Annotated in this window: 20 protein-coding genes; 10 read left to right on the forward strand and 10 right to left on the reverse strand. The window is 30.7% G+C overall.

Annotated elements, in window-relative coordinates; all coding sequences use genetic code 11:
• Window positions 1-72: 72 nt before the first annotated feature.
• Window positions 73-576: a hypothetical protein gene (locus tag I1A51_RS03730; protein ID WP_196891240.1), complete on the reverse strand. Its 504-nt coding sequence runs from the start codon at window positions 574-576 to the stop codon at window positions 73-75.
• Window positions 577-877: 301 nt separating this feature from the next.
• Here I1A51_RS03730 and I1A51_RS03735 point away from each other — a divergent pair, with 301 nt between their 5' ends.
• The gene (locus I1A51_RS03735; RefSeq protein WP_196891241.1) at window positions 878-1519 is read left to right on the forward strand and encodes a class I SAM-dependent methyltransferase; all 642 of its coding nucleotides are present in this window, start codon (window positions 878-880) and stop codon (window positions 1517-1519) included.
• A 55-nt stretch (window positions 1520-1574) separates the two neighbouring features.
• On the opposite strand, the gene I1A51_RS03740 is transcribed toward I1A51_RS03735, so the two are convergent.
• The 3 genes from I1A51_RS03740 to I1A51_RS03750 are packed head-to-tail and all read right to left on the reverse strand — an operon-like array spanning window position 1575 to window position 3541.
• Window positions 1575-2168, reverse strand: a complete 594-nt coding sequence (locus tag I1A51_RS03740; RefSeq protein ID WP_196891243.1) for a hypothetical protein — start codon at window positions 2166-2168, stop codon at window positions 1575-1577.
• The gene (locus I1A51_RS03745) at window positions 2161-2667 is read right to left on the reverse strand and encodes an RNA polymerase sigma factor (protein ID WP_196891245.1); all 507 of its coding nucleotides are present in this window, start codon (window positions 2665-2667) and stop codon (window positions 2161-2163) included. Before I1A51_RS03745 ends, I1A51_RS03740 begins: the two co-directional genes overlap by 8 nt.
• Entirely contained in the window at window positions 2657-3541 is an 885-nt protein-coding gene (locus tag I1A51_RS03750) for an alpha/beta fold hydrolase (protein WP_196891247.1), read from the reverse strand. The genes I1A51_RS03745 and I1A51_RS03750 overlap by 11 nt, the downstream gene beginning before the upstream one ends.
• A 410-nt stretch (window positions 3542-3951) precedes the next feature.
• On the opposite strand from I1A51_RS03750, the gene leuS reads away from it, so the two are divergent.
• From leuS to I1A51_RS03775, 5 genes are all read left to right on the forward strand, one after another.
• Complete coding sequence (leuS, locus tag I1A51_RS03755) at window positions 3952-6762, forward strand: leucine--tRNA ligase (protein ID WP_196891248.1); 2811 nt, start codon at window positions 3952-3954, stop codon at window positions 6760-6762.
• Between the two features lie 184 nt (window positions 6763-6946).
• The gene (locus I1A51_RS03760) at window positions 6947-9709 is read left to right on the forward strand and encodes a TonB-dependent receptor (protein ID WP_196891250.1); all 2763 of its coding nucleotides are present in this window, start codon (window positions 6947-6949) and stop codon (window positions 9707-9709) included.
• A gap of 183 nt (window positions 9710-9892) precedes the next feature.
• Window positions 9893-11401: a F0F1 ATP synthase subunit beta gene (atpD, locus tag I1A51_RS03765; RefSeq protein ID WP_196891252.1), complete on the forward strand. Its 1509-nt coding sequence runs from the start codon at window positions 9893-9895 to the stop codon at window positions 11399-11401.
• A gap of 21 nt (window positions 11402-11422) precedes the next feature.
• Window positions 11423-11716: a FoF1 ATP synthase subunit delta/epsilon gene (locus tag I1A51_RS03770; RefSeq protein ID WP_196891254.1), complete on the forward strand. Its 294-nt coding sequence runs from the start codon at window positions 11423-11425 to the stop codon at window positions 11714-11716.
• A 158-nt stretch (window positions 11717-11874) separates the two neighbouring features.
• Window positions 11875-12300 carry a TerB family tellurite resistance protein gene (locus I1A51_RS03775; protein WP_196891255.1) on the forward strand — a complete coding sequence of 142 codons (426 nt, stop codon included), beginning with the start codon at window positions 11875-11877 and terminating at the stop codon, window positions 12298-12300.
• A 31-nt stretch (window positions 12301-12331) separates the two neighbouring features.
• Here I1A51_RS03775 and I1A51_RS03780 read toward each other — a convergent pair whose 3' ends face one another.
• The 3 genes from I1A51_RS03780 to I1A51_RS03790 all read right to left on the reverse strand — a co-directional run bounded on the left by I1A51_RS03780 (window position 12332) and on the right by I1A51_RS03790 (window position 15924).
• Complete coding sequence (locus tag I1A51_RS03780; RefSeq protein WP_196891257.1) at window positions 12332-12847, reverse strand: acyl-CoA thioesterase; 516 nt, start codon at window positions 12845-12847, stop codon at window positions 12332-12334.
• Between the two features lie 135 nt (window positions 12848-12982).
• Window positions 12983-14881 (reverse strand): amidophosphoribosyltransferase, encoded by a 1899-nt coding sequence (locus I1A51_RS03785; protein ID WP_196891258.1) that lies wholly within the window; start codon window positions 14879-14881, stop codon window positions 12983-12985.
• 113 nt (window positions 14882-14994) lie between these two features.
• Window positions 14995-15924: a PfkB family carbohydrate kinase gene (locus I1A51_RS03790; protein WP_196891260.1), complete on the reverse strand. Its 930-nt coding sequence runs from the start codon at window positions 15922-15924 to the stop codon at window positions 14995-14997.
• A gap of 133 nt (window positions 15925-16057) precedes the next feature.
• Here I1A51_RS03790 and I1A51_RS03795 point away from each other — a divergent pair, with 133 nt between their 5' ends.
• The 4 genes from I1A51_RS03795 (at window position 16058) to I1A51_RS03810 (ending at window position 18269) form a co-directional block, all read left to right on the forward strand.
• Window positions 16058-16477, forward strand: coding sequence for a SufE family protein (locus I1A51_RS03795; RefSeq protein WP_196891261.1), 420 nt, complete (start codon window positions 16058-16060; stop codon window positions 16475-16477).
• An 18-nt stretch (window positions 16478-16495) separates the two neighbouring features.
• A complete protein-coding gene (locus I1A51_RS03800) occupies window positions 16496-16816 on the forward strand; it encodes an SUF system Fe-S cluster assembly protein (RefSeq protein WP_196891263.1) in 321 nt (106 codons plus the stop codon).
• 3 nt (window positions 16817-16819) lie between these two features.
• Entirely contained in the window at window positions 16820-17329 is a 510-nt protein-coding gene (locus tag I1A51_RS03805) for a DUF2480 family protein (protein ID WP_196891265.1), read from the forward strand.
• 94 nt (window positions 17330-17423) lie between these two features.
• The gene (locus I1A51_RS03810) at window positions 17424-18269 is read left to right on the forward strand and encodes a DUF3078 domain-containing protein (protein ID WP_196891266.1); all 846 of its coding nucleotides are present in this window, start codon (window positions 17424-17426) and stop codon (window positions 18267-18269) included.
• A 61-nt stretch (window positions 18270-18330) separates the two neighbouring features.
• Here I1A51_RS03810 and lepA read toward each other — a convergent pair whose 3' ends face one another.
• The 3 genes from lepA to bioD form a co-directional block, all read right to left on the reverse strand.
• Window positions 18331-20127 carry a translation elongation factor 4 gene (gene lepA / locus I1A51_RS03815; protein ID WP_196891267.1) on the reverse strand — a complete coding sequence of 599 codons (1797 nt, stop codon included), beginning with the start codon at window positions 20125-20127 and terminating at the stop codon, window positions 18331-18333.
• A gap of 84 nt (window positions 20128-20211) precedes the next feature.
• Entirely contained in the window at window positions 20212-21522 is a 1311-nt protein-coding gene (gene bioA / locus I1A51_RS03820; protein WP_196891268.1) for an adenosylmethionine--8-amino-7-oxononanoate transaminase, read from the reverse strand.
• Window positions 21519-22139, reverse strand: coding sequence for a dethiobiotin synthase (bioD, locus tag I1A51_RS03825; RefSeq protein WP_196891269.1), 621 nt, complete (start codon window positions 22137-22139; stop codon window positions 21519-21521). The genes bioA and bioD overlap by 4 nt, the downstream gene beginning before the upstream one ends.
• Between the last annotated feature and the right edge of the window lie 110 nt (window positions 22140-22249).

Below are 22249 nucleotides of genomic sequence, written 5' to 3' on the forward strand. Positions count from 1 at the left end.
TTTTTATTTTTCTTTATATTCAATGACAACCTATATTTTATTAAAAAGTATAGGTTGTTTTTTTATATTTTTTTAAAGTGGTCTAAATATTAAAACTTTTTCATTATTTAAATTTTCTCCACTACTGAAAATAATTCTGTCTTCTGTCAACTCTACTAAAGGCAAAGAAAAGAAAGTAACTTTCACAATATCTTCTTTTTCATACCCTCTTCCTGTGGAAAGATAAACTGTTCCTGATTCTTCATATAAACTGATAGAAGCTGTTGCTACTTCTGTAGGAAAATGTGGAGAGCAACTAATATCTCCAGCAATAACATTTACAATAAATTTATTTTCATCTTCTTCATCTTCTATATTTGTAAATTCATATATATCATCCACATAACAATCTTCTTTTTTACTTATATTTGGATATGAACTATAATAATTTTCTAAAACCCATTTTTTTGTACTTCCTCCATGTAGAATTTCTAATTTTTCTTTTGTATAAATTTCTGTATTAAATCCCGTACTATCATCATCTTTCGAACATGATAAAAGTGTTATTGCTGTAATTAAAAGTAAAAGTTTTTTCATGTAAAAATATTCTATTGTTTTTTTGAATTAAAACCAAAATACATGCCAATTCATTATTTTTACAATCATTAAATTATAAGTATTTTCAATTTAAAGTTAATTATTCAACTTTTAGTTTTAAATAAATTTTCACTCAACAATCTCTTACTTTAATTTCAGAACCTCTTTTCAAACTACAATAAAAAGAAGTTTTGAAAACAAGTCGTTTTATTACTAAATAACTTTAAGAAAAAGATATAGAAAGATTAACAGTAAAAAAAATACTTATTTGTTAGATTGATACTTCTTAAAATATTGTATCATGAAAGCAAAAAAATCTATCATCGAGCAAATTTATTCTAAATATGTGAAAAGATATCCTAACGGATTTGGATGGCCAGATGAAGAATTTGCAAATATTGTTTATGAATGTTCTACTAGAGCTGAAATAATTCCATGGAAACAAATAAAATCAATTATTGATGTCGGTGCAGGAACAGGTAACTTTCTATATTTTCTCAGAAAAAACCGAAACTATAATGGTTTTTATACAGGTGTAGAAATTTTTGATTATTTCTATAATTTATCTATTGAAAATTTTAAAAATGATACACAAGTTGAACTTTTCAATGGCGATTTTCTGGAAATAGATTTGAATCCGAATAAATTTGATTGGGGCTTTTGTCTTGGAACACTAGGTACTTTTCAAGAAGAAAAAGAAAAATTAGATGCGCATATCTTTAAAAAATTAAGTGATTTAACAAATCTTGGTTTTTCAATTTATGTAAATGATAGAAAATATTTTAATAAAGAAAGATTGAAAGAAGTAAAAGGTCTTTATGCGCATGATATTGATTTAGTTTTACAACAAGTTGAAGAAATTAATCCAAAGTTTAATTATGAAATTGTGAATTTTCCGAAAGATGATTTTCAACGTTGCTCTGTAAATATTAAATGGACTTAATTTGAACGTTTCAAATTAAATTTCAAATAAGAAAATACTTTTAAAAAGCATTTTCTTATTCAACAATCTCCTGTTTTAGTTTTAAAATATCTTTCAATTTCTGAACCTCTTTTTGAATTCCTTTTCGAATCACGAAAAAAAGAATAATTCCAATCACCACATAAAAAACATCAATAAAAACGACATTCCAAAAACCTAAATATTTACTAAATTCTGGCGAAATCATAAAGAAACCAATTGTATAAAGAAAAACTACTATTGGAGCAATCACACGATGAATTAATTGTCGAAACTTATAGAAACTCAAAGAATTTTCCGCTGCTTGCAAAGTACTTTCGATTGTATTTATTCTTTTTGCTTTATAAATACTGATGATTTCAATAACAATTCTGAAAAGCAAACCTCCAAGCATCAAACCAACACCAATTCTACTAATTATTTCTTTTACCGGAGCAACAAAATAAAAGAACGAAGAGATAACAACCAAAGTGATAAACAAAATCATAATCGTACTATAATAGAATAAGAAATTTTCCTTTTCTTTTTTCTTTATTTTCTCTTTCAACGCATCAAAATTTAAAACAGGAAATTCGATTTCTTCCTTATTTTGATTCCAATTGTTTTGTATTTTTTCGAATTCACTAATCATTTTTGTCGTTTTTTAAAATGGTTTCCAATCTCTTTTTTATTCTATGAATTTTCACACGCACATTAATAGCGTTTATCCCAATCACTTCAGAAATATTTTCATAATCTTGATTTTCTAAAACCATCATAATTATTAATCGATCTATTTCTTTCAATTGCCCAATTGCTCTATAAAGTCTAGAATTATCTTGCTTTTCTTCTTTTCCAGAATCCACCAAAGCAGGCTGATTTTCTACACTCGAACTTAACAACTCTTTTTCCTTTTTATTTTTTTTCACAAATTGTAAACAAGTATTTACCGTAATTCTATAAATCCATGTTTTATAAGAAGATTCTCCTTTGAATTTTTCCAAATTGCTCCAAATACTGATAAAAACCTCTTGTGACAAATCATTCGCAATATCTTTATCTCCTTTTACAAACCCTAAACACATTTGTAAAACCATCGGACTAAATTGCTTATGAATATTTTCAAACAATGTATTCTTATTATTTGGCATCTTCGAAAAAAGTATTTAAAGTTTTATAAAACCATTCTGCCTGATCAAACATTAAAAAGTGTTTACTATTCGAAGCCATTTTGATTGTTTTGTTAGAAAGATTCTTATACTGACTTTCATAATTTTTTTGCACAATTTCTACATTAGGAAAAGAAGCTCCAAGAATTAAAGTCTTACTTTTTATTTTGTGTAAAATATCTCTCTGATCTAATTTTAAAATGTCTGTATAACCATAAACCCAAGTTTTTCTATCTGCCTTTAAAATCCAATTTTTCAAAACTTCTTTTTTATCTTCTTTTAAAGTCATGTTAGAAGCCATCATCGTAGCAGTATATTGAAATTGTTGCGCACTCATATTCAACATTTGTTTATTATATGGACTATCATAAACCAAATTTTCTGCTGGAATATTCGGCATCATTATCTCACGAATACATGGTAAAGATTCAGCTAAAACAATTGTAGAAATTTCGTTTGGTAATTCTGCTGCAATATCCATCGCTAAACTTCCTCCCATACTATGTCCGATGATAATCACATCTGACATTTTGTTGTTTTTTATATATTGTATTAATGCATTTTTAATAGTAACATACCAAGGCATTTCAATTGGCGCAGTTCCATTAAAGCCTGCATAAGTAAATAAGTACGATTTTCTTTTTAAGTTTAAATTCTCCACAGTTTCTTCCCAAACTTCTCCTGGTGTTGCAAATCCTGGTAGAAAAAAAACTGGTTTTCCTTCTCCTTTAATTTCTACTGTAAAAGGTTTTGACATATTTGAGTTTGATAAAGAATCTTTTTCATAAAATCCGAAGCTCGATAATGTATTTAAAAGAACAGAAAATAAAACGATAATTCTAATTGACTTTGACATAATGCTACTATTTATTTTTTTAATGTTTATACCCCTTTGATTAAAAAAAAATCTACTTGTTACACTTTCGAAAAAAAAATGTGATTTTTTTTATTTTTTTTCAAAATGGACTTTTAAATAGATATAGCATTAAGTAATTATCATCTGGCGCGAGTTTGTAACTCGTGACCTCACAAATATCAAAAACAATAGGCACACTTTACAAAAGTGCGCCAGTATAAAGTTTACATGTTTAATATATATTTTCTTTAATATTCTAATTCAATAAAAAACTTTCAAACGCCAAACTTTCTATTCTCAAAGGATTGCTTAAATTTGCAAGCATTGAAGAAATTTGAGTTTTTAAATAGGAAATCAAATGACTTCAGAAATAAGAAAAACAATCTTTTAAGCAAAATATAAGATTAGAGATGGAATATAATTTTAATGAAATCGAAGCCAAATGGCAAAAATATTGGGCGGAGAAGCAAACCTTCAAAGCAGACAACAACTCTGAAAAACCAAAATATTACGTACTCGATATGTTTCCTTACCCTTCTGGAGCAGGATTACATGTTGGTCATCCATTAGGTTATATTGCATCAGATATTTATGCACGTTATAAACGTCATAAAGGTTTCAACGTATTGCACCCACAAGGATATGATTCTTTTGGTTTACCAGCAGAACAATATGCAATCCAAACAGGACAACATCCTGCAATTACAACAGAAACAAATATTGCAACATATAGAAAACAATTAGATAAAATTGGTTTTTCTTTCGATTGGACTCGTGAAGTTCGTACATCAAATCCAGAATATTATAAATGGACACAATGGATTTTCACGCAATTATTCAATGCTTGGTACAACAAAGAATCTGATAAAGCAGAAACAATCGATACTTTAGTTGCAACATTTGAAAAAGATGGAAATGCAAATGTAAAAGCTGTTTGTGATGAAGATATTACAACTTTTACAGCAGAAGAATGGAATGCATTTTCTAACAAAGAGAAAGAAGCAATTTTAGCAAAATATAGATTAACTTACCTTTCAGAAACAGAAGTAAACTGGTGTCCTGCTTTAGGAACAGTTTTAGCAAATGATGAAATTGTAAACGGAGTTTCTGAGAGAGGTGGACATCCTGTAGTTCGTAAAAAAATGATGCAATGGAGCATGCGAATTACAGCTTATGCACAAAGACTTTTAGATGGATTAGGAACTATTGATTGGCCACAACCATTAAAAGATTCACAAACAAACTGGATTGGTCGTTCGCAAGGTGCTTCTGTAAAATTCCAAGTAGAAAACTCGGAAGATATGATTGAAGTATTTACGACTCGTCCTGATACTATTTTCGGTGTTACTTTTATGACACTTGCTCCAGAGCACGAATTAGTTTCAAAAATTGTAACGGAAGATAGGAAAGAAGCTGTAGAAGCTTATATCGAAGCAACTGCAAAACGTAGCGAACGTGAGCGTCAAGCAGATGTAAAAACAATTTCTGGAGAATTCACAGGAGCATATGCTATTCACCCATTTACAGGAGAGAAAATTCAAATCTGGATTGGTGATTATGTATTAGCTAGCTACGGAACAGGTGCTGTAATGGCGGTTCCTTGTGGAGATCAACGTGATTGGGATTTCGCAAATCATTTTGGAATTGAAATCAAAAATATTTTTGATGGAATTGATATCTCAGAAGCTGCTTATGCAGAAAAAGATGCGAAAATTACAAACTCTGATTTCTTAGATGGATTAAATGTAAAGAAAGCTACAAAGCAAGTAATTTATCATTTAGAACAAAAAGGAATTGGAGAAGGAAAAATCAATTACCGTTTACGTGATGCTGTTTTCTCTCGTCAACGTTATTGGGGGGAACCATTCCCAGTTTATTACAAAGATGGAATGCCACAAATGATTGCTTCGGAACATTTACCAGTTAGACTTCCAGAGGTAGAGAAATATTTACCAACCGAAGATGGAAAACCACCATTAGGAAATGCAACTGTTTGGGCTTGGGATACTGTAAATAATGAAGTTGTTGAAAATTCAAAAATCGATGATGAAACTATTTTCCCATTAGAATTGAACACAATGCCAGGTTGGGCAGGTTCTTCTTGGTATTTCAACAGATATATGGATGCAAACAACGAAAATGAGTTTGTAAGCAAAGAAGCTGTAGATTACTGGAAAGAAGTTGATTTATATATTGGAGGTTCTGAGCATGCAACAGGACATTTATTATATGCTCGTTTTTGGCAAAAATTCCTTTTTGATTTAGGATTACTTCCTGTAGATGAATTTGCGAAGAAGTTGATTAATCAAGGGATGATTTTAGGAACTTCAGCAATTGTTTACAGATTATCTGGAACAAATACTTTTGTTTCTAAAAACTTAGTAAAAGATCAAAAAGTAGAAGAATTAAGAGTTGATGTAAAATTAATCAACACTTCTGACGAATTAGATGTAGAGAAAATTAGAGAATGGCAACCACAATATAAGAATGCAGAATTCATTTTAGAAGATGGAAAATACATTGTTGGTCGTGAAGTAGAAAAAATGTCAAAAAGATGGTTTAATGTTGTAAACCCAGATGATATCTGTGAAGAATACGGAGCAGATAGTTTACGTTTATTCGAAATGTTCCTTGGACCATTAGAGCAATCGAAACCATGGAATACTGCTGGAATTTCTGGAGTTCATTCTTTCTTAAAGAAACTTTGGAGATTATTCCATAACAATAATGAATTTACAGTTTCAGATGCAGCGCCAACAAAAGAAGAATTAAAAGTTTTACACCAAACAATTAAGAAAGTAGATGAAGATATCGAGAATTTCTCTTTCAATACTTCTGTAAGTACTTTTATGATTGCTGTAAACGAATTACAAAAATTAAAATGTAACAAAAGAGAAATCTTAGAAGGATTGGTAATTCTTATTTCTCCTTATGCGCCACATATCGCAGAAGAATTATGGAGTAAATTAGGACATAAAGAATCCGTTTCTACGGCAGATTTCCCAATTTTTGAGCCAAGTCATTTAGTAGAAAGTTCAAAAGAATATCCTGTTTCTTTCAACGGAAAAATGCGTTTCAAATTAGAATTACCATTAGATATGTCAAAAGACGAAATCGAAAAAGTGGTAATGGCACATGAAAAAACGCAAGCACAATTACAAGGAAGAGAACCTAAAAAGGTAATTATTGTACCTGGAAAAATTATTAACATTGTTGGATAATTTTTAACAATAATTCTAAATTGTAGTTGATCACAGAAAACAAAAGTTTTATATAAACCCTGAAGCCTCATAGTAAATATGGGGCTTTTTATGTAATGTTAATTTTTACAAATATTTAATAATTAAATTGTTAATATGGATAAAAATTGTATTTTACATACTTGTTAATTCATACTTAAACATTATGAGAAAAATAATACCTTTAATTATCTTTTTATTATTTGCAAATGTTACTATTGCTCAAATAATAGTTTCAGGTTCCGTTACAGATGGAAGTGTCAATGAGCCTTTGCCAGGGGCGACCATTAAAGTCGTCGGAGAGCCAATTGGAACCACAACTGATTTTGATGGTAAATTTTCATTAGAAGTCGACTTACCTTTACCTTTTAGTTTAGAAGTTTCGAGTGTAGGATTCCAAACAAAAAAACTAGAAGTAACTCAAAATAATCAAACATTCAATGTAACTTTAAACGAATCAGCAACTGCTTTAGATGAAATTGTAGTTTCTGCTTCAAGAACTCCAGAAAGAGTATTCGAATCTCCTGTAACTGTAGAGAGATTTGATATCAAAAAAATTCAGAGTTCTTCTTCACCTACATTCTACGATGCATTAGAAAACTTAAAAGGAGTAGATATCAATACAAATAGTTTAACTTTTAAATCTGTAAACACAAGAGGATTTGCAACTTTTGCAAATACACGTTTTGTACAGTTAGTAGACGGAATTGATAATTCTTCTCCAGCATTAAACTTTACTTTAGGGAACTTATTAGGAATGTCAGAATTAGATGTTCATACAGTGGAATTATTACCTGGAGCATCATCTGCTTTATATGGAGCAAATGCTTTTAATGGTATTTTATTCATGACAAGTAAAAATCCTTTTGATTTCCAAGGAATCAGTGCTTATGCAAAAACAGGATTAACTTCACAAAAAGCTGCAGGAAGTAATGCTTTCGTTGATGCAGGTTTCCGTATTGCACATGCTTTTAGTGATAAATTTGCTGTAAAATTCACTGCTTCTTTCTTAAGTGGAGAAGAATGGTGGGCAACAGATTATAGAGATTATAATATGCCTGGAGCAACAAGACAAACAGATCCTGCTTATGATGGATTAAACGTTTATGGAGATGAGGTTTCAATCTTTTTAAATTTTGATGAAATCGCAGGAACTCCTGAAGGAACTTTAGGAGCTGCACAAGTTTCAAGAACTGGATATGATGAAGTTGATTTAGCTAATTATGATGCTAGAAGTTTTAAAGCTGATTTATCTTTAAATTATCGTCCAAACGGAGATGATTTAGAAATTATATATAATGGTAAATTCGGAACAGGAAATACAATTTACCAAGGAGCAAATAGATATTTCTTACAAAATTTCTCTATGCAACAACATAAACTAGAAGTGCATAATAAGAACTTTTTTGTGAGAGCTTATTTAACAGCTGAAGATGCTGGAGATTCTTATGATTCTCGTTTTGCTGGTATTAATGTAAATAGAGCTTGGAAAGCTGACCAAGTTTGGTTCCAAGAATATGCAGGAGCATATATTCAATCTATATTAGGTGGAGCTACTCAAGAGCAAGCACATCAATTAGCAAGAGGAATTGCACAACAAGGTGCTTATTTACCGGGAACAGCAGAATTTAACAGTGCTTTTGATGCGATTAAAAAAGATGGAAATTTACAAACTGGAGCTAGATTTATTGATAAATCAAAAATCTATCATTCAGATGTTAATTATAACTTTAGAGAGCTTATCAAATTTGCAGAATTCCAAGTTGGAGGATCTTTCAGACAATATTCTCTAAATTCAGATGGAACAATCTTTACAGATTATGACGGAGCAATTAATTATAATGAATATGGTGCTTATGCTCAAGTTCAAAAGAAATTTGCACAAGATAAATTCAAATTTACAGGTTCTGTTAGATATGATAAATCACAAAATTTTGATGGAAATTTCTCTCCAAGAGTATCTTTAGTTTATTCAATTGGAGAAGAAAAAAATCATAATATTAGAGGTTCTGTACAAACAGGATTTAGAAATCCAACAACACAAGATCAATATATTGGTTTAGATTTAGGAAACGCTATTTTAGTAGGTTCAGCTCAAGATAATTTAGATAGATATACTTCTTCACCTTTATTAGTAAGTCCGCAAGGACAACCAATTGTTGGAGGAGAAACAGTTACTTTAGGAGGAAGAGAAGCTTATCAAAATTCTTTTACACTTTCTTCTGTTGCTGCTTTTTCACAAGGATTAATTCCAGCTCCACAAAAAGCAAATATTGGATTAGTAAAACCAGAACAAGTGACAGCATTTGAATTAGGGTATCGTGGAAAAGTTGATAGATTTATCATTGATGTTTCTGGATATTATAATGAATATAAAGATTTCATTTCTACAGAAACAGTAATTGTTCCTTATTATGGAACTGTGGGAGATAATACACTTTCTCTTTTAGCTTTACAAAATTCAGATTTTAAACCTTTCCAAGTATATACAAATTCTTCAGCAGATATTAGTTCTTATGGGGCTACACTTGGAGTAGATACAAGATTAAATGGTGGATTTGAAGTAGGAATTAATTATACATTCTCAAAATTAGATTTCGATCAAGCATCAGATCCTGATTTTGAAGCTAGCTTCAACACACCAGAACATAAAGTTAAAGCTACTTTTGGAAACCCAGATGTTTTTGCACACATCGGATTTAACATTAATTATAGATGGAATGATAGCTATTATTGGGAATCAAGTTTTGCTGATGCTGAGTTAAGAGCTCGTTCAACAATTGACGCACAAGTAAGCTATACATTAGAGAAATGGAAATCAGTTTTCAAAATAGGTGGAGCGAATATTTTAAACCATGAATATTTCAGTGCTCCAGGTGCTGGAGCAGTTGGTGCTCAATACTTTATTTCGTGGACAGTAAACCCTTAATTTTATTAGATAAACTCTAACTTTAATCAAGGCTCACTTTAATCAATTAAAAGTGAGCCTTTTTACTTAAAATAAAAATAAAAGAAGAATACTAGATTATTTCACTAAAAAAACTATCTTTGCACCCTGTTAAGCGAGACAATTCTCAGAAAATAAAAGAACTAATAATAAATAGTTAAAGCAATGGCTAGAATTACAGGTAAAGTTGCACAAATTATTGGTCCAGTAATAGATGTTGAATTTGCATCAGGTACTGACCTTCCAAAAATTTATGATTCTTTAGAAATCACAAGAAAAGACGGTTCAATTTTAGTACTTGAAGTACAACAACATACAGGTGAAGATACAGTTCGTTGTATTGCAATGGATTCTACAGATGGTTTAAGTAGAGGATATGAAGTTGTAGCGAAAGGAACACCAATTCAGGTACCAGTAGGAAGTGAAATCTTTGGTCGTTTATTTAATGTAAACGGTGATCCAATTGATGGATTAAAAGCTTTACCAAAAGACGGAGACAACGGTCTTCCAATTCACCGCCCTGCACCAAAATTCGAAGAATTATCAACAAGTACTGAAGTTTTATTTACAGGAATTAAAGTTATCGATTTAATTGAGCCTTATGCAAAAGGAGGTAAAATTGGATTATTCGGTGGAGCCGGAGTAGGTAAGACAGTATTAATTCAGGAGTTAATTAACAACATCGCAAAAGGACACGGAGGTTTATCTGTATTTGCTGGTGTAGGTGAAAGAACTCGTGAAGGAAATGACCTTTTACGTGAGATGTTAGAGTCTGGTATTATCAAATACGGAGAAGAGTTTAACAAATCTATGGAAGAAGGTGGATGGGATCTAGAAAAAGTAGATGCTAAACAATTAAAAGATTCTAAATTAACATTCGTATTCGGACAGATGAATGAGCCACCAGGAGCACGTGCTCGTGTAGCATTATCAGGATTAAGTATTGCAGAATACTTCCGTGATGGAGCTGGAACTGGACAAGGTAAAGACGTATTATTCTTCGTTGATAACATCTTCCGTTTTACACAAGCAGGATCTGAGGTATCAGCACTTTTAGGACGTATGCCATCAGCAGTAGGATACCAACCAACATTAGCAACTGAAATGGGAGCTATGCAAGAGCGTATTACTTCTACTAAAGTAGGATCTATTACATCTGTACAGGCAGTATATGTACCTGCGGATGATTTAACGGATCCAGCACCAGCAACTACGTTCGCGCACTTAGATGCTAAAACTGTATTATCTCGTAAAATTGCTGAGTTAGGAATTTACCCAGCGGTAGATCCATTAGATTCTACTTCTCGTATCTTAGCTCCAGAAATTATTGGTGATGATCACTACAACACTGCACAAAGAGTAATCGAGTTATTACAACGTTATAAAGAATTACAAGATATTATTGCTATCTTAGGTATGGAGGAATTAAGTGAGGAAGATAAATTAGTAGTACATAGAGCTCGTCGTGTACAACGTTTCTTATCTCAACCTTTCCACGTAGCGGAGCAATTTACAGGAATCCCAGGAGTATTAGTAGATATTAAAGATACTATCAAAGGATTCAACATGATTATGGATGGAGAATTAGATAAGTACCCTGAGGCTGCGTTCAACTTAAAAGGTTCAATTCAAGATGCAATTGAAGCTGGAGAGAAAATGTTAGCGGAAGCTTAATAATTCAAAATAAAACTAATTATGTTTTTAGAAATCGTATCACCAGAAGCTACATTATTTAAATCTGAAGTTGACAGCGTTACTGTTCCAGGTGTAAACGGTGAGTTTCAGATGTTAAATAATCACGCACCGATTGTTTCTCTTTTAAGTGCTGGGACAATCAAAATATATGTACATTCTCAACAACATTTAGTTTTTGATGAATTACATGCAAAAGTAGTTCCTCACGCTGATGATGAGAAGATTCTTACTGTAAAAATCAACAGTGGAACTATCGAAATGAAAGACAATAAAGTAATCATCTTAGCAGATTAATTACTTTTTAAATAAACTTAAAAAACTCCAAGTCAAATACTTGGAGTTTTTTGTTTTATAAACCTTCCTTTTAAGAAAAAAATATAAACGCTACACGGCTCTTAATTTAGTAAAAGCAAGTATATTTCGTTATATTTGTTAAAACTAAAAAAATAACTATGTCATTTTTAAACTTATATGAAAGCGGTTCTCATAAGAGAAAAATAGGACATTTTGCAAATATTGTAAAATTGGCAAAATTAAATCATCCTATGAATGATGGTGAAATTGAAATCTTAAAAGGAATTTCTAAGAAATTAGATTTAACTAATGATGAATATTTAGCAATTATGGAAGATCCTGAAAGTTTTCCAATTGAACCACCAATTAGCCAAGATGATCGACTAGAAAGACTATATAACTTAACACATATGATTTTCCTTGATCGTATTGTAACAGAAGACGAGCGAGCATTTTTAAATAAAATTGCTGTTGGACTTGGATTCCCTGTTGAGAAATCAGAAGAAATTGCAAAAGCTGCAATCGACTTTTTCTTAAACATTGCAAACTTGGAAAATTTCAAAAAAGCATTAAAAGATATTTAAAACAAAAAAGCTGCAACAATGCAGCTTTTTTTTATTCTTTAATAAACAATGCCTTTAATTCCGTGGCATCTTCTGGTTTCATTTTTTTAGATAATACCAAACTCAATTGTTTTCTTCTTAAAGCACTATCAAATCTATCTTTTTCTAATTCTGTTTCTGGAATAATTGGTGGAATCTTCACTGGACTTCCTGTGATATCTACAGCAACAAAAGTATAAATTCCTTCATTTACCTTTGTCTTTTCTCCACTCTCTCTATCCTCGCTCCAAACGTCTACATAAACTTCCATAGACGATTTAAACGCTCTAGATACTTTTGCTTCCACACTAACAACACTTCCAACAGGAACTGCTTTATTAAACGCTACATGATTCACTGAAGCTGTGACAACAATTCTTCTCGAATGTCTTCTAGCTGCAATACTACATGCTCTATCCATCCTTGCTAGAATTTCACCTCCGAATAAATTATTCAAAGGATTTGTTTCGCTTGGTAAAACCAAATCTGTTAATACTGTTAGTGATTCTTTTGGTGTTTTAGCTTCCATGTTCTTCGATTAATTTTTACAAAGATAGAGAAGTCTTTGTAACTTTTTATTTTATTAAAACTTTATCTCTTTAAATAATAAAAGCTATTCCAAACAAATGAAATAGCTTTTAAATTATAATTTATTTATGCTTAATTAATAAGCTCTTTCATTATTTCCTTCATAATAATTGATAAATGCATCATTTACCACTCGATGTCCTCCATGTGTTGGATAATCTCCTGTGAAATACCAATCTCCTGTATGTTCTGGACAAGCTCTATGTAAATTTTCAACTGTTTGGAAAACTACTGAAATATTAGCATTTATTCCATCTGTTTTTAACATTTGAGCGATTTTATCTGAAATCTGCTGATCTGTAAATGGTGCGTAAATTTCTTTTACATAATTTACAATTTCAGCATCTGGCTTTCCTTTTTGTGCTTTAGATTTCTTATAAACTTCCTCAATGATATTTTCTTGATTTGTTTCTTTTAAAAGTTCTATTGCTGCTTTAAATGCAATAAATTCTCCTAATTTAGCCATATCAATTCCATAACAATCAGGATATCTAATTTGTGGTGCAGATGAAACAATAATAATTCGCTTTGGACTTAATCTATCTAATATTTTTACAATACTTTTCTTCAAAGTAGTTCCACGAACAATACTATCATCAATGATAACTAAATTATCATCTTTCTTTACTACTCCATAAGTAACATCATAAACATGCGCAACTAAATCATCTCGACTACTATCATCAGAAATAAAAGTTCTTAATTTCGCATCTTTAATTGCGATTTTCTCCACTCTTGGTCTTTCTGATAAAATTTCCGTTACTTTTTCAGCAGAAAGAGATCTTTTCCCATCTAAAAGAATTTGTAATTTTTGGTGATTTAAAAACTCTTCCGCAGCTTCACGCATTCCATAAAAAGACGTTTCTGCTGTATTTGGAATGTAAGAAAAAACTGTATTTGTGATATTATGATTTATCTGTTCTAAAACTTGTGGAAAAACATATTTACCTAAATTCTTTCTTTCTTCATAAATTGAAGCATCACTTCCTCTTGAGAAATAAATTCGCTCAAACGAACAAGATTTTTTTGGTAACTGCTCTTTAATTGGTTTCATAGAACAATCTCCATCTTTCTTAATGATTAAAGCATGTCCTCTTTCAATTTCTTTTACAGATTCTAAAGGAACATTAAAAACGGTTTGAATTACTGGTCTTTCAGAAGCAACTACAATTACCTCATCATCTTGATAATAAAAAGCTGGGCGAATTCCTGCTGGATCTCTTAAAACAAAAGCATCTCCATGACCTAAAAGTCCTGCCATTGCATAACCTCCATCCCAGTTTCTTGACGCTCTATGAAGAATTCTTTGAATGTCCATTTCTGCTTCAATTTTTGGTGAAGCATCTTTTTTTGACAATCCTTCTTCTTTACATTCTTGATATAATTGCGCAGCTTCATCATCTAAGAAATGACCGATTTTCTCCATGATCGTAACTGTATCTGTACTTTCTTTTGGATGTTGTCCCAATTCCACTAATTCTTGCATTAATTGCTTCGAATTTGTCATATTGAAATTTCCTGCAACGATTAAGTTCTTATGCTTCCAATTACTTTGACGTAAAAATGGATGAACACTCTCAATACTATTTCTTCCAAAAGTTCCATAACGAACATGTCCTAAAAATAAATTTCCGATGTAAGGCATATTTTCTTCTTGCCATTTTACATCATTTACTTTATCTGGGTTTTCTTTAAAAATCGTATTAATTCTATCGTTTATTTGCGTAAAAATATCTTGAATAGGTTGTGATTTGTTCGAACGCTTTCTACTAATAAATCTAGTTCCAGGCTCTACATTAAACTTAATACTTGCTAATCCAGCTCCATCTTGACCACGATTATGCTGTTTTTCCATTAACAAATACATTCTGTTTACCCCATAAAATGCAGTACCATATTTTTCTTTATAGTATTCTAATGGTTTTAATAAACGAACCATTGCAATTCCACATTCATGTTTTAAAGCATCACTCATTTTTCGAAATAGGTTTTAGTTGTGTGTGTTGTTGTGTTTTTATTTCGTTGTAAAAATAAAAAAATCCGTATCAAAACGATACGGATTTTCATATTATAAATTTATAGAACCATTTATTTGTTTAATTCGATTTCAAATTGTGTTAGTTCTTTAAATTGAACTAATCTATTTTGAACTTCGTCAGCAGCTAAATTTTCCATTCTTTCTGTTCCAAATTTCTCAACACAGAAAGAAGCTAAATTAGAACCAGCAATTACAGCTCTCTTCATATTTTCAAAAGAAATATCTTCTGTTTTTGCTAAATATCCGATAAATCCTCCTGCAAAAGTATCTCCTGCTCCTGTTGGATCAAATACTTCTTCTAAAGGTAAAGCTGGTGCAAAGAAAACATCTTTTTCATGGAATAATAAAGCTCCGTGCTCTCCTTTTTTGATTACCACATATTTTGGTCCCATTTCGTAGATTTTCTGTGCAGCTTTCACTAAAGAATATTCTCCAGTTAATTGTCTTGCTTCTTCGTCATTAATTGTAATAACATCTACTCTTTTGATTACATTTAATAAATCTTCTAATGTATTATCCATCCAGAAGTTCATCGTATCTAAAACCACTAATTTTGGTCTTTCTTCCATTTGATCTAAAACAGAAGATTGTACTAATGGATGTAAGTTTCCTAACATTACAAATTCAGCATTTTTGAATTCGTCACTTACTTTTGGATTAAAATCTGCAAGAACATTTAATTCTGTTGCTAATGTAGTACGAGAATTTAAATCGTTGTGATATTCACCACTCCAAAAGAAAGTTTTTCCTTCTTTTACGATTTCAATTGCATCTGTATTTACATTTTTATCATTTAACATTTTCAAATATTCTTCAGGGAAATCACCTCCAACTACAGAAACAATTCCTGAATCAATTCCAAAATTTGAAGCAGATAATCCGATATACGTACCTGCACCACCTAATATTTTATCTGTTTCACCGAAAGGAGTCTTGATTGCATCAAAAGCCACAGTCCCCACAATAAGTAATTTACTCATAGTCTTATTCTTCATTAAATTAATTACTTACAAGAAGTTAAAGATACTTTTTGAAAGTATGCTAAAAATTCCTGAACTTTAATTATGGTTAAATAGTTGAATGTATTTAACTTTGCAAAAATAAGTTTAAAAAATGACTATCAAAGAAATACAAGAAGAAATTATTGATGAGTTTTCAATGTTTGAAGATTGGATGGAACGTTATGAGTATCTTATCGACTTAGGAAAATCTCTACCAATAATTGATGAACAATATAAAGTAGACGAAAATTTAATCAAAGGTTGCCAATCGCAAGTTTGGTTATATTCTGAATTAGAAGATGGAGTTGTGAAATATACTGCTGATAGTGATGCTATTCTTACTAAAGGAATTATTGCTTTATTATTACAAGTGTTTAGCAATCAAGAACCTAAAGCTATTTTAGAAGCAGATACTAAATTTATTGATGAAATTGGACTGAAAGAACATCTTTCTCCAACGAGAGCAAATGGATTGGTATCTATGATTAAACAAATCAAGTTGTATGCAATTGCATTACAAACGAAAGCTTAATTTTTAAATTAAAGGAAAATGAAAGAAGCAGAAATTCAAGAAATGGGAGATAAAATCGTTGCTGTTTTAAAAACAATATACGATCCAGAAATTCCTGTAGATATCTATGAGTTAGGATTAATCTACGACGTAATGGTAAGCGAAGATAATGATGTAAAAATATTAATGACTTTAACTTCTCCAAACTGTCCTGTTGCAGAAACACTTCCTGTGGAAGTAGAAGAAAAAGTAAAAACAATTGCAGAAGTTCATAATTGTGAAGTAGAAATTACTTTTGATCCAACTTGGACACAAGATATGATGAGTGAAGAAGCAAAGTTAGAATTAGGTTTTCTATAAAAAATGGCAGAAGAAATCGTAAATAGAGTTGCTAAAAGTCCTTTAGTTACTATTTATCTTGAAGATTATTTCCCTACAAATCCAAGAATGGAAATTGATATCAAAAATTGGCTTTTTGAAGGAATAATTTTAAAAGAAAAAGATTTTAGAGCATATTTAGAAGAACATAACTGGGAACAATATCAAGATGCTTTTGTTTCTATTTTTTGTTCTGAAGATGCTATTATTCCAACATGGGCTTATATGTTGGTTGCCACGAAAGTTACTCCTTTTGCTAAAAAAGTGATGAAAGGAAATAAACAAGATTTAGAAAATGCTATTTTTCAGGAAATCATAAATAATCTGGATTATTCTACATTTGAAGGAAAACCTGTAATCATAAAAGGTTGTGCTTCTAAACCAATTCCAGAAAATGTTTATGTTCATTTAATTGAAAAACTTCAACCTGTTGCCAAGTCTATCATGTTCGGTGAAGCTTGTTCAACAGTACCATTATACAAAAAGAAAAAATAAATAAAAGCTTCATCAAATAAATGAACTTGATGAAGCTTTTGCTTTAACTACTTTTAATCATAATCAAATAATAATTATAAAAATCAAACACACTATGAGAAAAAAATTACTTTTAATTTTATTTCTGGTTACAGGTATGGTCTTAAATGCACAAACGGAAAAAGATTCTATTCCTTCTAACTGGAACAATTCAGGAAACTTTAGTTTTCTTTTAAATCAATCTTCTTATTCAAATTGGGTTGCTGGTGGAGATAATAACTTTGGTGGAAATGTAATGTTAAATTACAATTTCAATTACACGAAAGAAAAATGGACTTGGAGTACAAGAGTGAATGCTGCTTATGGAGTTTCTAAAAATGCAGATGAAGCAACAAAGAAAACAGATGATAAAATTGAAATTAATTCGGTTTTAGGTTATAAAGCTGGTGGAAATTGGAGCTATTCTTTCTTTGCAAATGCAAAAACACAATTTACTGTTGGATATGAAGATTATAATGCAGATCCAAGAGTTGAGATTTCAAATTTCCTTTCTCCTGGTTATTTTAGTTTTGGTCCTGGTATGCTTTGGAAGAAATCAGATAATTTATATTTAAACTTATCTCCTGCTACTTCTCGCTTAACTGTTGTAGATGACGAGCAATCTGGAAGTTTTGGCGTAGAAGAAGGTGAAAATATCTTCTATCAACTGGGTTTCAATGCAAACTTTTATTACAAGTTTACAATTATGGAAAACATTACTGCTGAAAATAATTTAGTTCTTTATACAGATTATTTAGATGAGCCTAAAAATGTTATTTTAAATTATGAATTAAATGTAGTAATGAAGATAAATAAATATCTTTCTACAAATGTAAACTTACAAATCATCGCTGATGACAATGCTTCTTCAAGAATTCAATCAAAAGAAGTTTTTGGTTTAGGAGTAAATGTTGCTTTATAAAAAGTAAAACATATATAAAACAAAAAAGCTTCGAGAGTCTCGAAGCTTTTTTTATATCTAATTAATCGTTTAATTTCAATACTGCCATAAATGCTTGTTGTGGAATTTCTACGTTTCCAACCTGACGCATTCTTTTCTTTCCTTTCTTTTGCTTTTCTAAAAGCTTACGTTTACGAGAAATATCTCCTCCATAACATTTTGCTGTTACATCTTTACGTAATGCTTTTACAGTTTCACGAGAGATAATCTTCGCTCCAATTGCAGCCTGAATTGGAATATCAAATTGTTGACGAGGAATTAATTCTTTTAATTTCTCACACATTTTCTTTCCAATTGTATAAGCATTATCTGCGTGTAATAAAGCAGAAAGTGCATCTACAGAATCTCCATTTAATAAAATATCAACTTTTACAAGTTTCGAAGCTCTCATTCCAATTGGGTGATAATCGAAAGACGCATATCCTTTAGAAACTGTTTTTAATCGATCATAAAAATCAAATACAATCTCTGCAAGAGGCATATCAAAAGTCAACTCAACTCTTTGTGGAGTTAAATACGTTTGATTTACGATAATTCCTCTTTTCTCAATACAAAGACTCATTACTTGTCCTACGAAATCCGCTTGTGTAATGATACTTGCTTTGATAAATGGTTCTTCTACTCTATCTAATTTTGAAGGTTCTGGTAAATCTGATGGATTGTTTACAATAATAACTTCATCTGGATTTTTCTTCGTAAATGCATGGTAAGATACGTTGGGAACTGTAGTAATTACAGTCATATCAAACTCACGTTCTAAACGTTCTTGGATAATTTCCATATGAAGCATTCCTAAGAATCCACAACGGAAACCAAATCCTAATGCAGCTGAACTTTCTGGTGCAAAAACTAAAGAAGCATCATTTAATTGTAATTTCTCCATCGAATTACGAAGTTCTTCATAATCTTCTGTATCTACAGGATAAATTCCGGCAAATACCATCGGTTTTACGTCCTCAAATCCTTCAATTGCATTTGGTGTAGATTCTTTTGCATCTGTAATCGTATCTCCTACTTTTACTTCACTTGCAGCTTTAATTCCTGTAATAAGGTAACCTACATCTCCAGTTTTAATTGTTTTCTTTGGCTCTTGTTCTAATTTTAACGTTCCAATTTCATCAGCGAAATATTCATTTCCTGTTGCCATGAACTTGATACGTTGTCCTTTTTTGATTTCTCCATTGATAACTCTAAAGTAAGTTTCAACTCCTCTAAATTGGTTATAAACAGAATCAAAAATCAATGCTTGAAGTGGAGCTTCCGGATCTCCTTCTGGAGCTGGAACTCTTTCAATAATTGCTTCTAATATTTTATCCACTCCAAAACCTGTTTTTCCACTTGCTGGAATTACATCTTCTGGGTCGCATCCTAATAAATCTACGATATCATCCGTAACTTCTTCAGGATTTGCACTTGGTAAATCTACTTTATTTAAAACCGGAATAATTTCTAAATCATTTTCTAAAGCAAGGTATAAATTAGAAATCGTCTGTGCTTGAATACTTTGAGCAGCATCTACAATAAGTAAAGCTCCTTCACAGGCAGCAATCGATCTAGAAACTTCATAAGAAAAATCTACGTGTCCTGGAGTGTCAATTAAGTTTAAGATATATTCTTCTCCTTTATAATTAAACTCCATCTGAATCGCATGACTTTTAATTGTGATTCCTCTCTCACGCTCTAAATCCATACTATCTAGTAACTGATCTTGCTTTTCACGCTCTGTTACAGCTCCAGTATAATCTAATAATCTATCTGCCAAAGTACTTTTACCATGGTCGATGTGTGCAATAATGCAAAAATTTCTTATATGCTTCATTCGATATTTGTCCTTACTTCTTTAATCTCACAAAGATATATATTTCGTAAATATCTTTTTAAAAAAGAATTTATAAATTAAATGTTATGCTTCCTGTTTAGTGTAAACATTTTCTTGTTTTTGTGCTTTTTGAATAAAATTCAAGCCTTTTTCAATTACGTCATACAATTTCTCTAATTGTTTATCAGTAATTACAAAAGGTGCTAAAATATAAATTGTATTTCCTAATGGACGTAAAAAAGCACCATTTTCCATAAAGAAATTAAATAATTCGTAACGTAATTTTCCGTATCTCGACATGTCAACATCCATATCTAAAGCGACTATTACTCCTAGTTGACGTGTTTCTTTTACTAAAGGATGTTGTGAAATTTTATTTGCAAATTCTTGATGTTTTTTAGAAACTCTCTGAATATTATTTTGCATTTCTTCCGATTTCAACAATGTTACACTTGCTGAAACTGCTGTACATGCCAAAGGATTTGCAGAATAAGTATGTCCATGGAAAAGTCCTTTTGAAATTTCTTTACTTAAAAAAGCATCATAAATTTCTTGTGAACAAGTAGTCAATCCCATTGGAACAATTCCTCCTGTAAGCGATTTTGACAAGCATAAAATATCTGGTTTATTTTCTAAATAATCACTTGCAAAATATTTTCCTGTCTTACCAAAACCTGTCATTACCTCATCTGCAATTGCTAAAACATTATGTTCTTTTGCAATAAAAATCAATGCATCCAATAATTCTTTATCATACATTTTCATTGCTGCTGCACCTTGAACAAGTGGCTCAAAAATAAATCCTGCAACTTTTCCTGAAGAAATAATTTCTAAAAACTTCGCTTTTACTTCTTCAAAATTTTCATTTGTTGGAACAGGAATTCTATCTATTTGCAATAAAAAATCTGAAAAAGGTCCGTTATAAACATCTAAACCAGAAACAGACATTGCTCCAAAAGTATCTCCATGAAATGCATCTTCTAATGCGATGAATCTATTTTTCTTTTCTCCTTGGTTAAAATGAAATTGTAATGCCATTTTAATTGCGATGTCCACTGTTGTTGAACCATTATCTGAAAAAAAGATTTTCGCTTGATTTTCTGGTAAAATTGACATTAAATCTTCAGACATTTTGATTGCTGGCTCATGTGTAAATCCTGCAAAAACAATCTGATCTAGATTTATCATTTGTTGTTGAACTTTTTCTATGATATACGAATTACAATGTCCATACATACATGTGTACCAAGAAGCAATTCCATCAATATATTCTTTTCCAGTTTCATCAAACAAAGAAGCATCTTTCGCTTTTACAATTGCCAAATGATTTGGATGCAATTCGTGTTGTGTCAACGGATGCCAAAGATATTTTTTATCTCTTTCTGTTAGATTCATAGTTTTAATAAATTTTCTTCTAGTTGATTTGCATAGAAAGAAATTTTCTCATTTGTAAATTCCTTTTCTTCATTAATTCTTCCAATCACAGGAACGTTTGTCATTTTTTGAATAATGTTTTCCGTTGTTGGATGTTCATCTCCATTAAAAATTATTCCAGCAACTTCTAAACCTTTATTTCTAATCATTTCAATTGTCAACAAAGTGTGATTAATACTTCCTAAATAATGACGAGAAACTACAATAATTTTATATTCAGGTTTTAATAAATCAGCAATTGTTTCTGTATTATTTAATGGAACTAAAAGTCCTCCAGCTCCTTCAATTACTAAATTATTTTCTGTTTTTGGGCAAACAATTTTCTCTAAATCTATTTCTATATTTTCAATTTCAGCCGCTGCATGTGGACTCATCGGAGTTTTTAATCCATAAGCATTTGGGTGAAATTTTGTTTTTGTATTCGATATAAAATCTTTTACTTTATCTGTATCTGAATATTCTAATTCTCCTGCTTGAATAGGTTTCCAATAATCTGCTTGTAAACTTTCTGTTACAACTGCTGAAGCTATTGTTTTTCCTACTTCAGTTCCTATTCCTGTAATAAAATATTTCTTCATTTTCTTCTATTTTATTTCTTTTTTAAACAATTATTTCATTTTAAAAAAGTGCATAAAAATAAGCTTTAAATAAGAGATTTTCAGAGAAAAAATAAGGATTTATGAAAAAT

The sequence above is a fragment of the Aureivirga marina genome, from assembly GCF_015767265.1.
Taxonomy (GTDB): domain Bacteria; phylum Bacteroidota; class Bacteroidia; order Flavobacteriales; family Flavobacteriaceae; genus Aureivirga; species Aureivirga marina.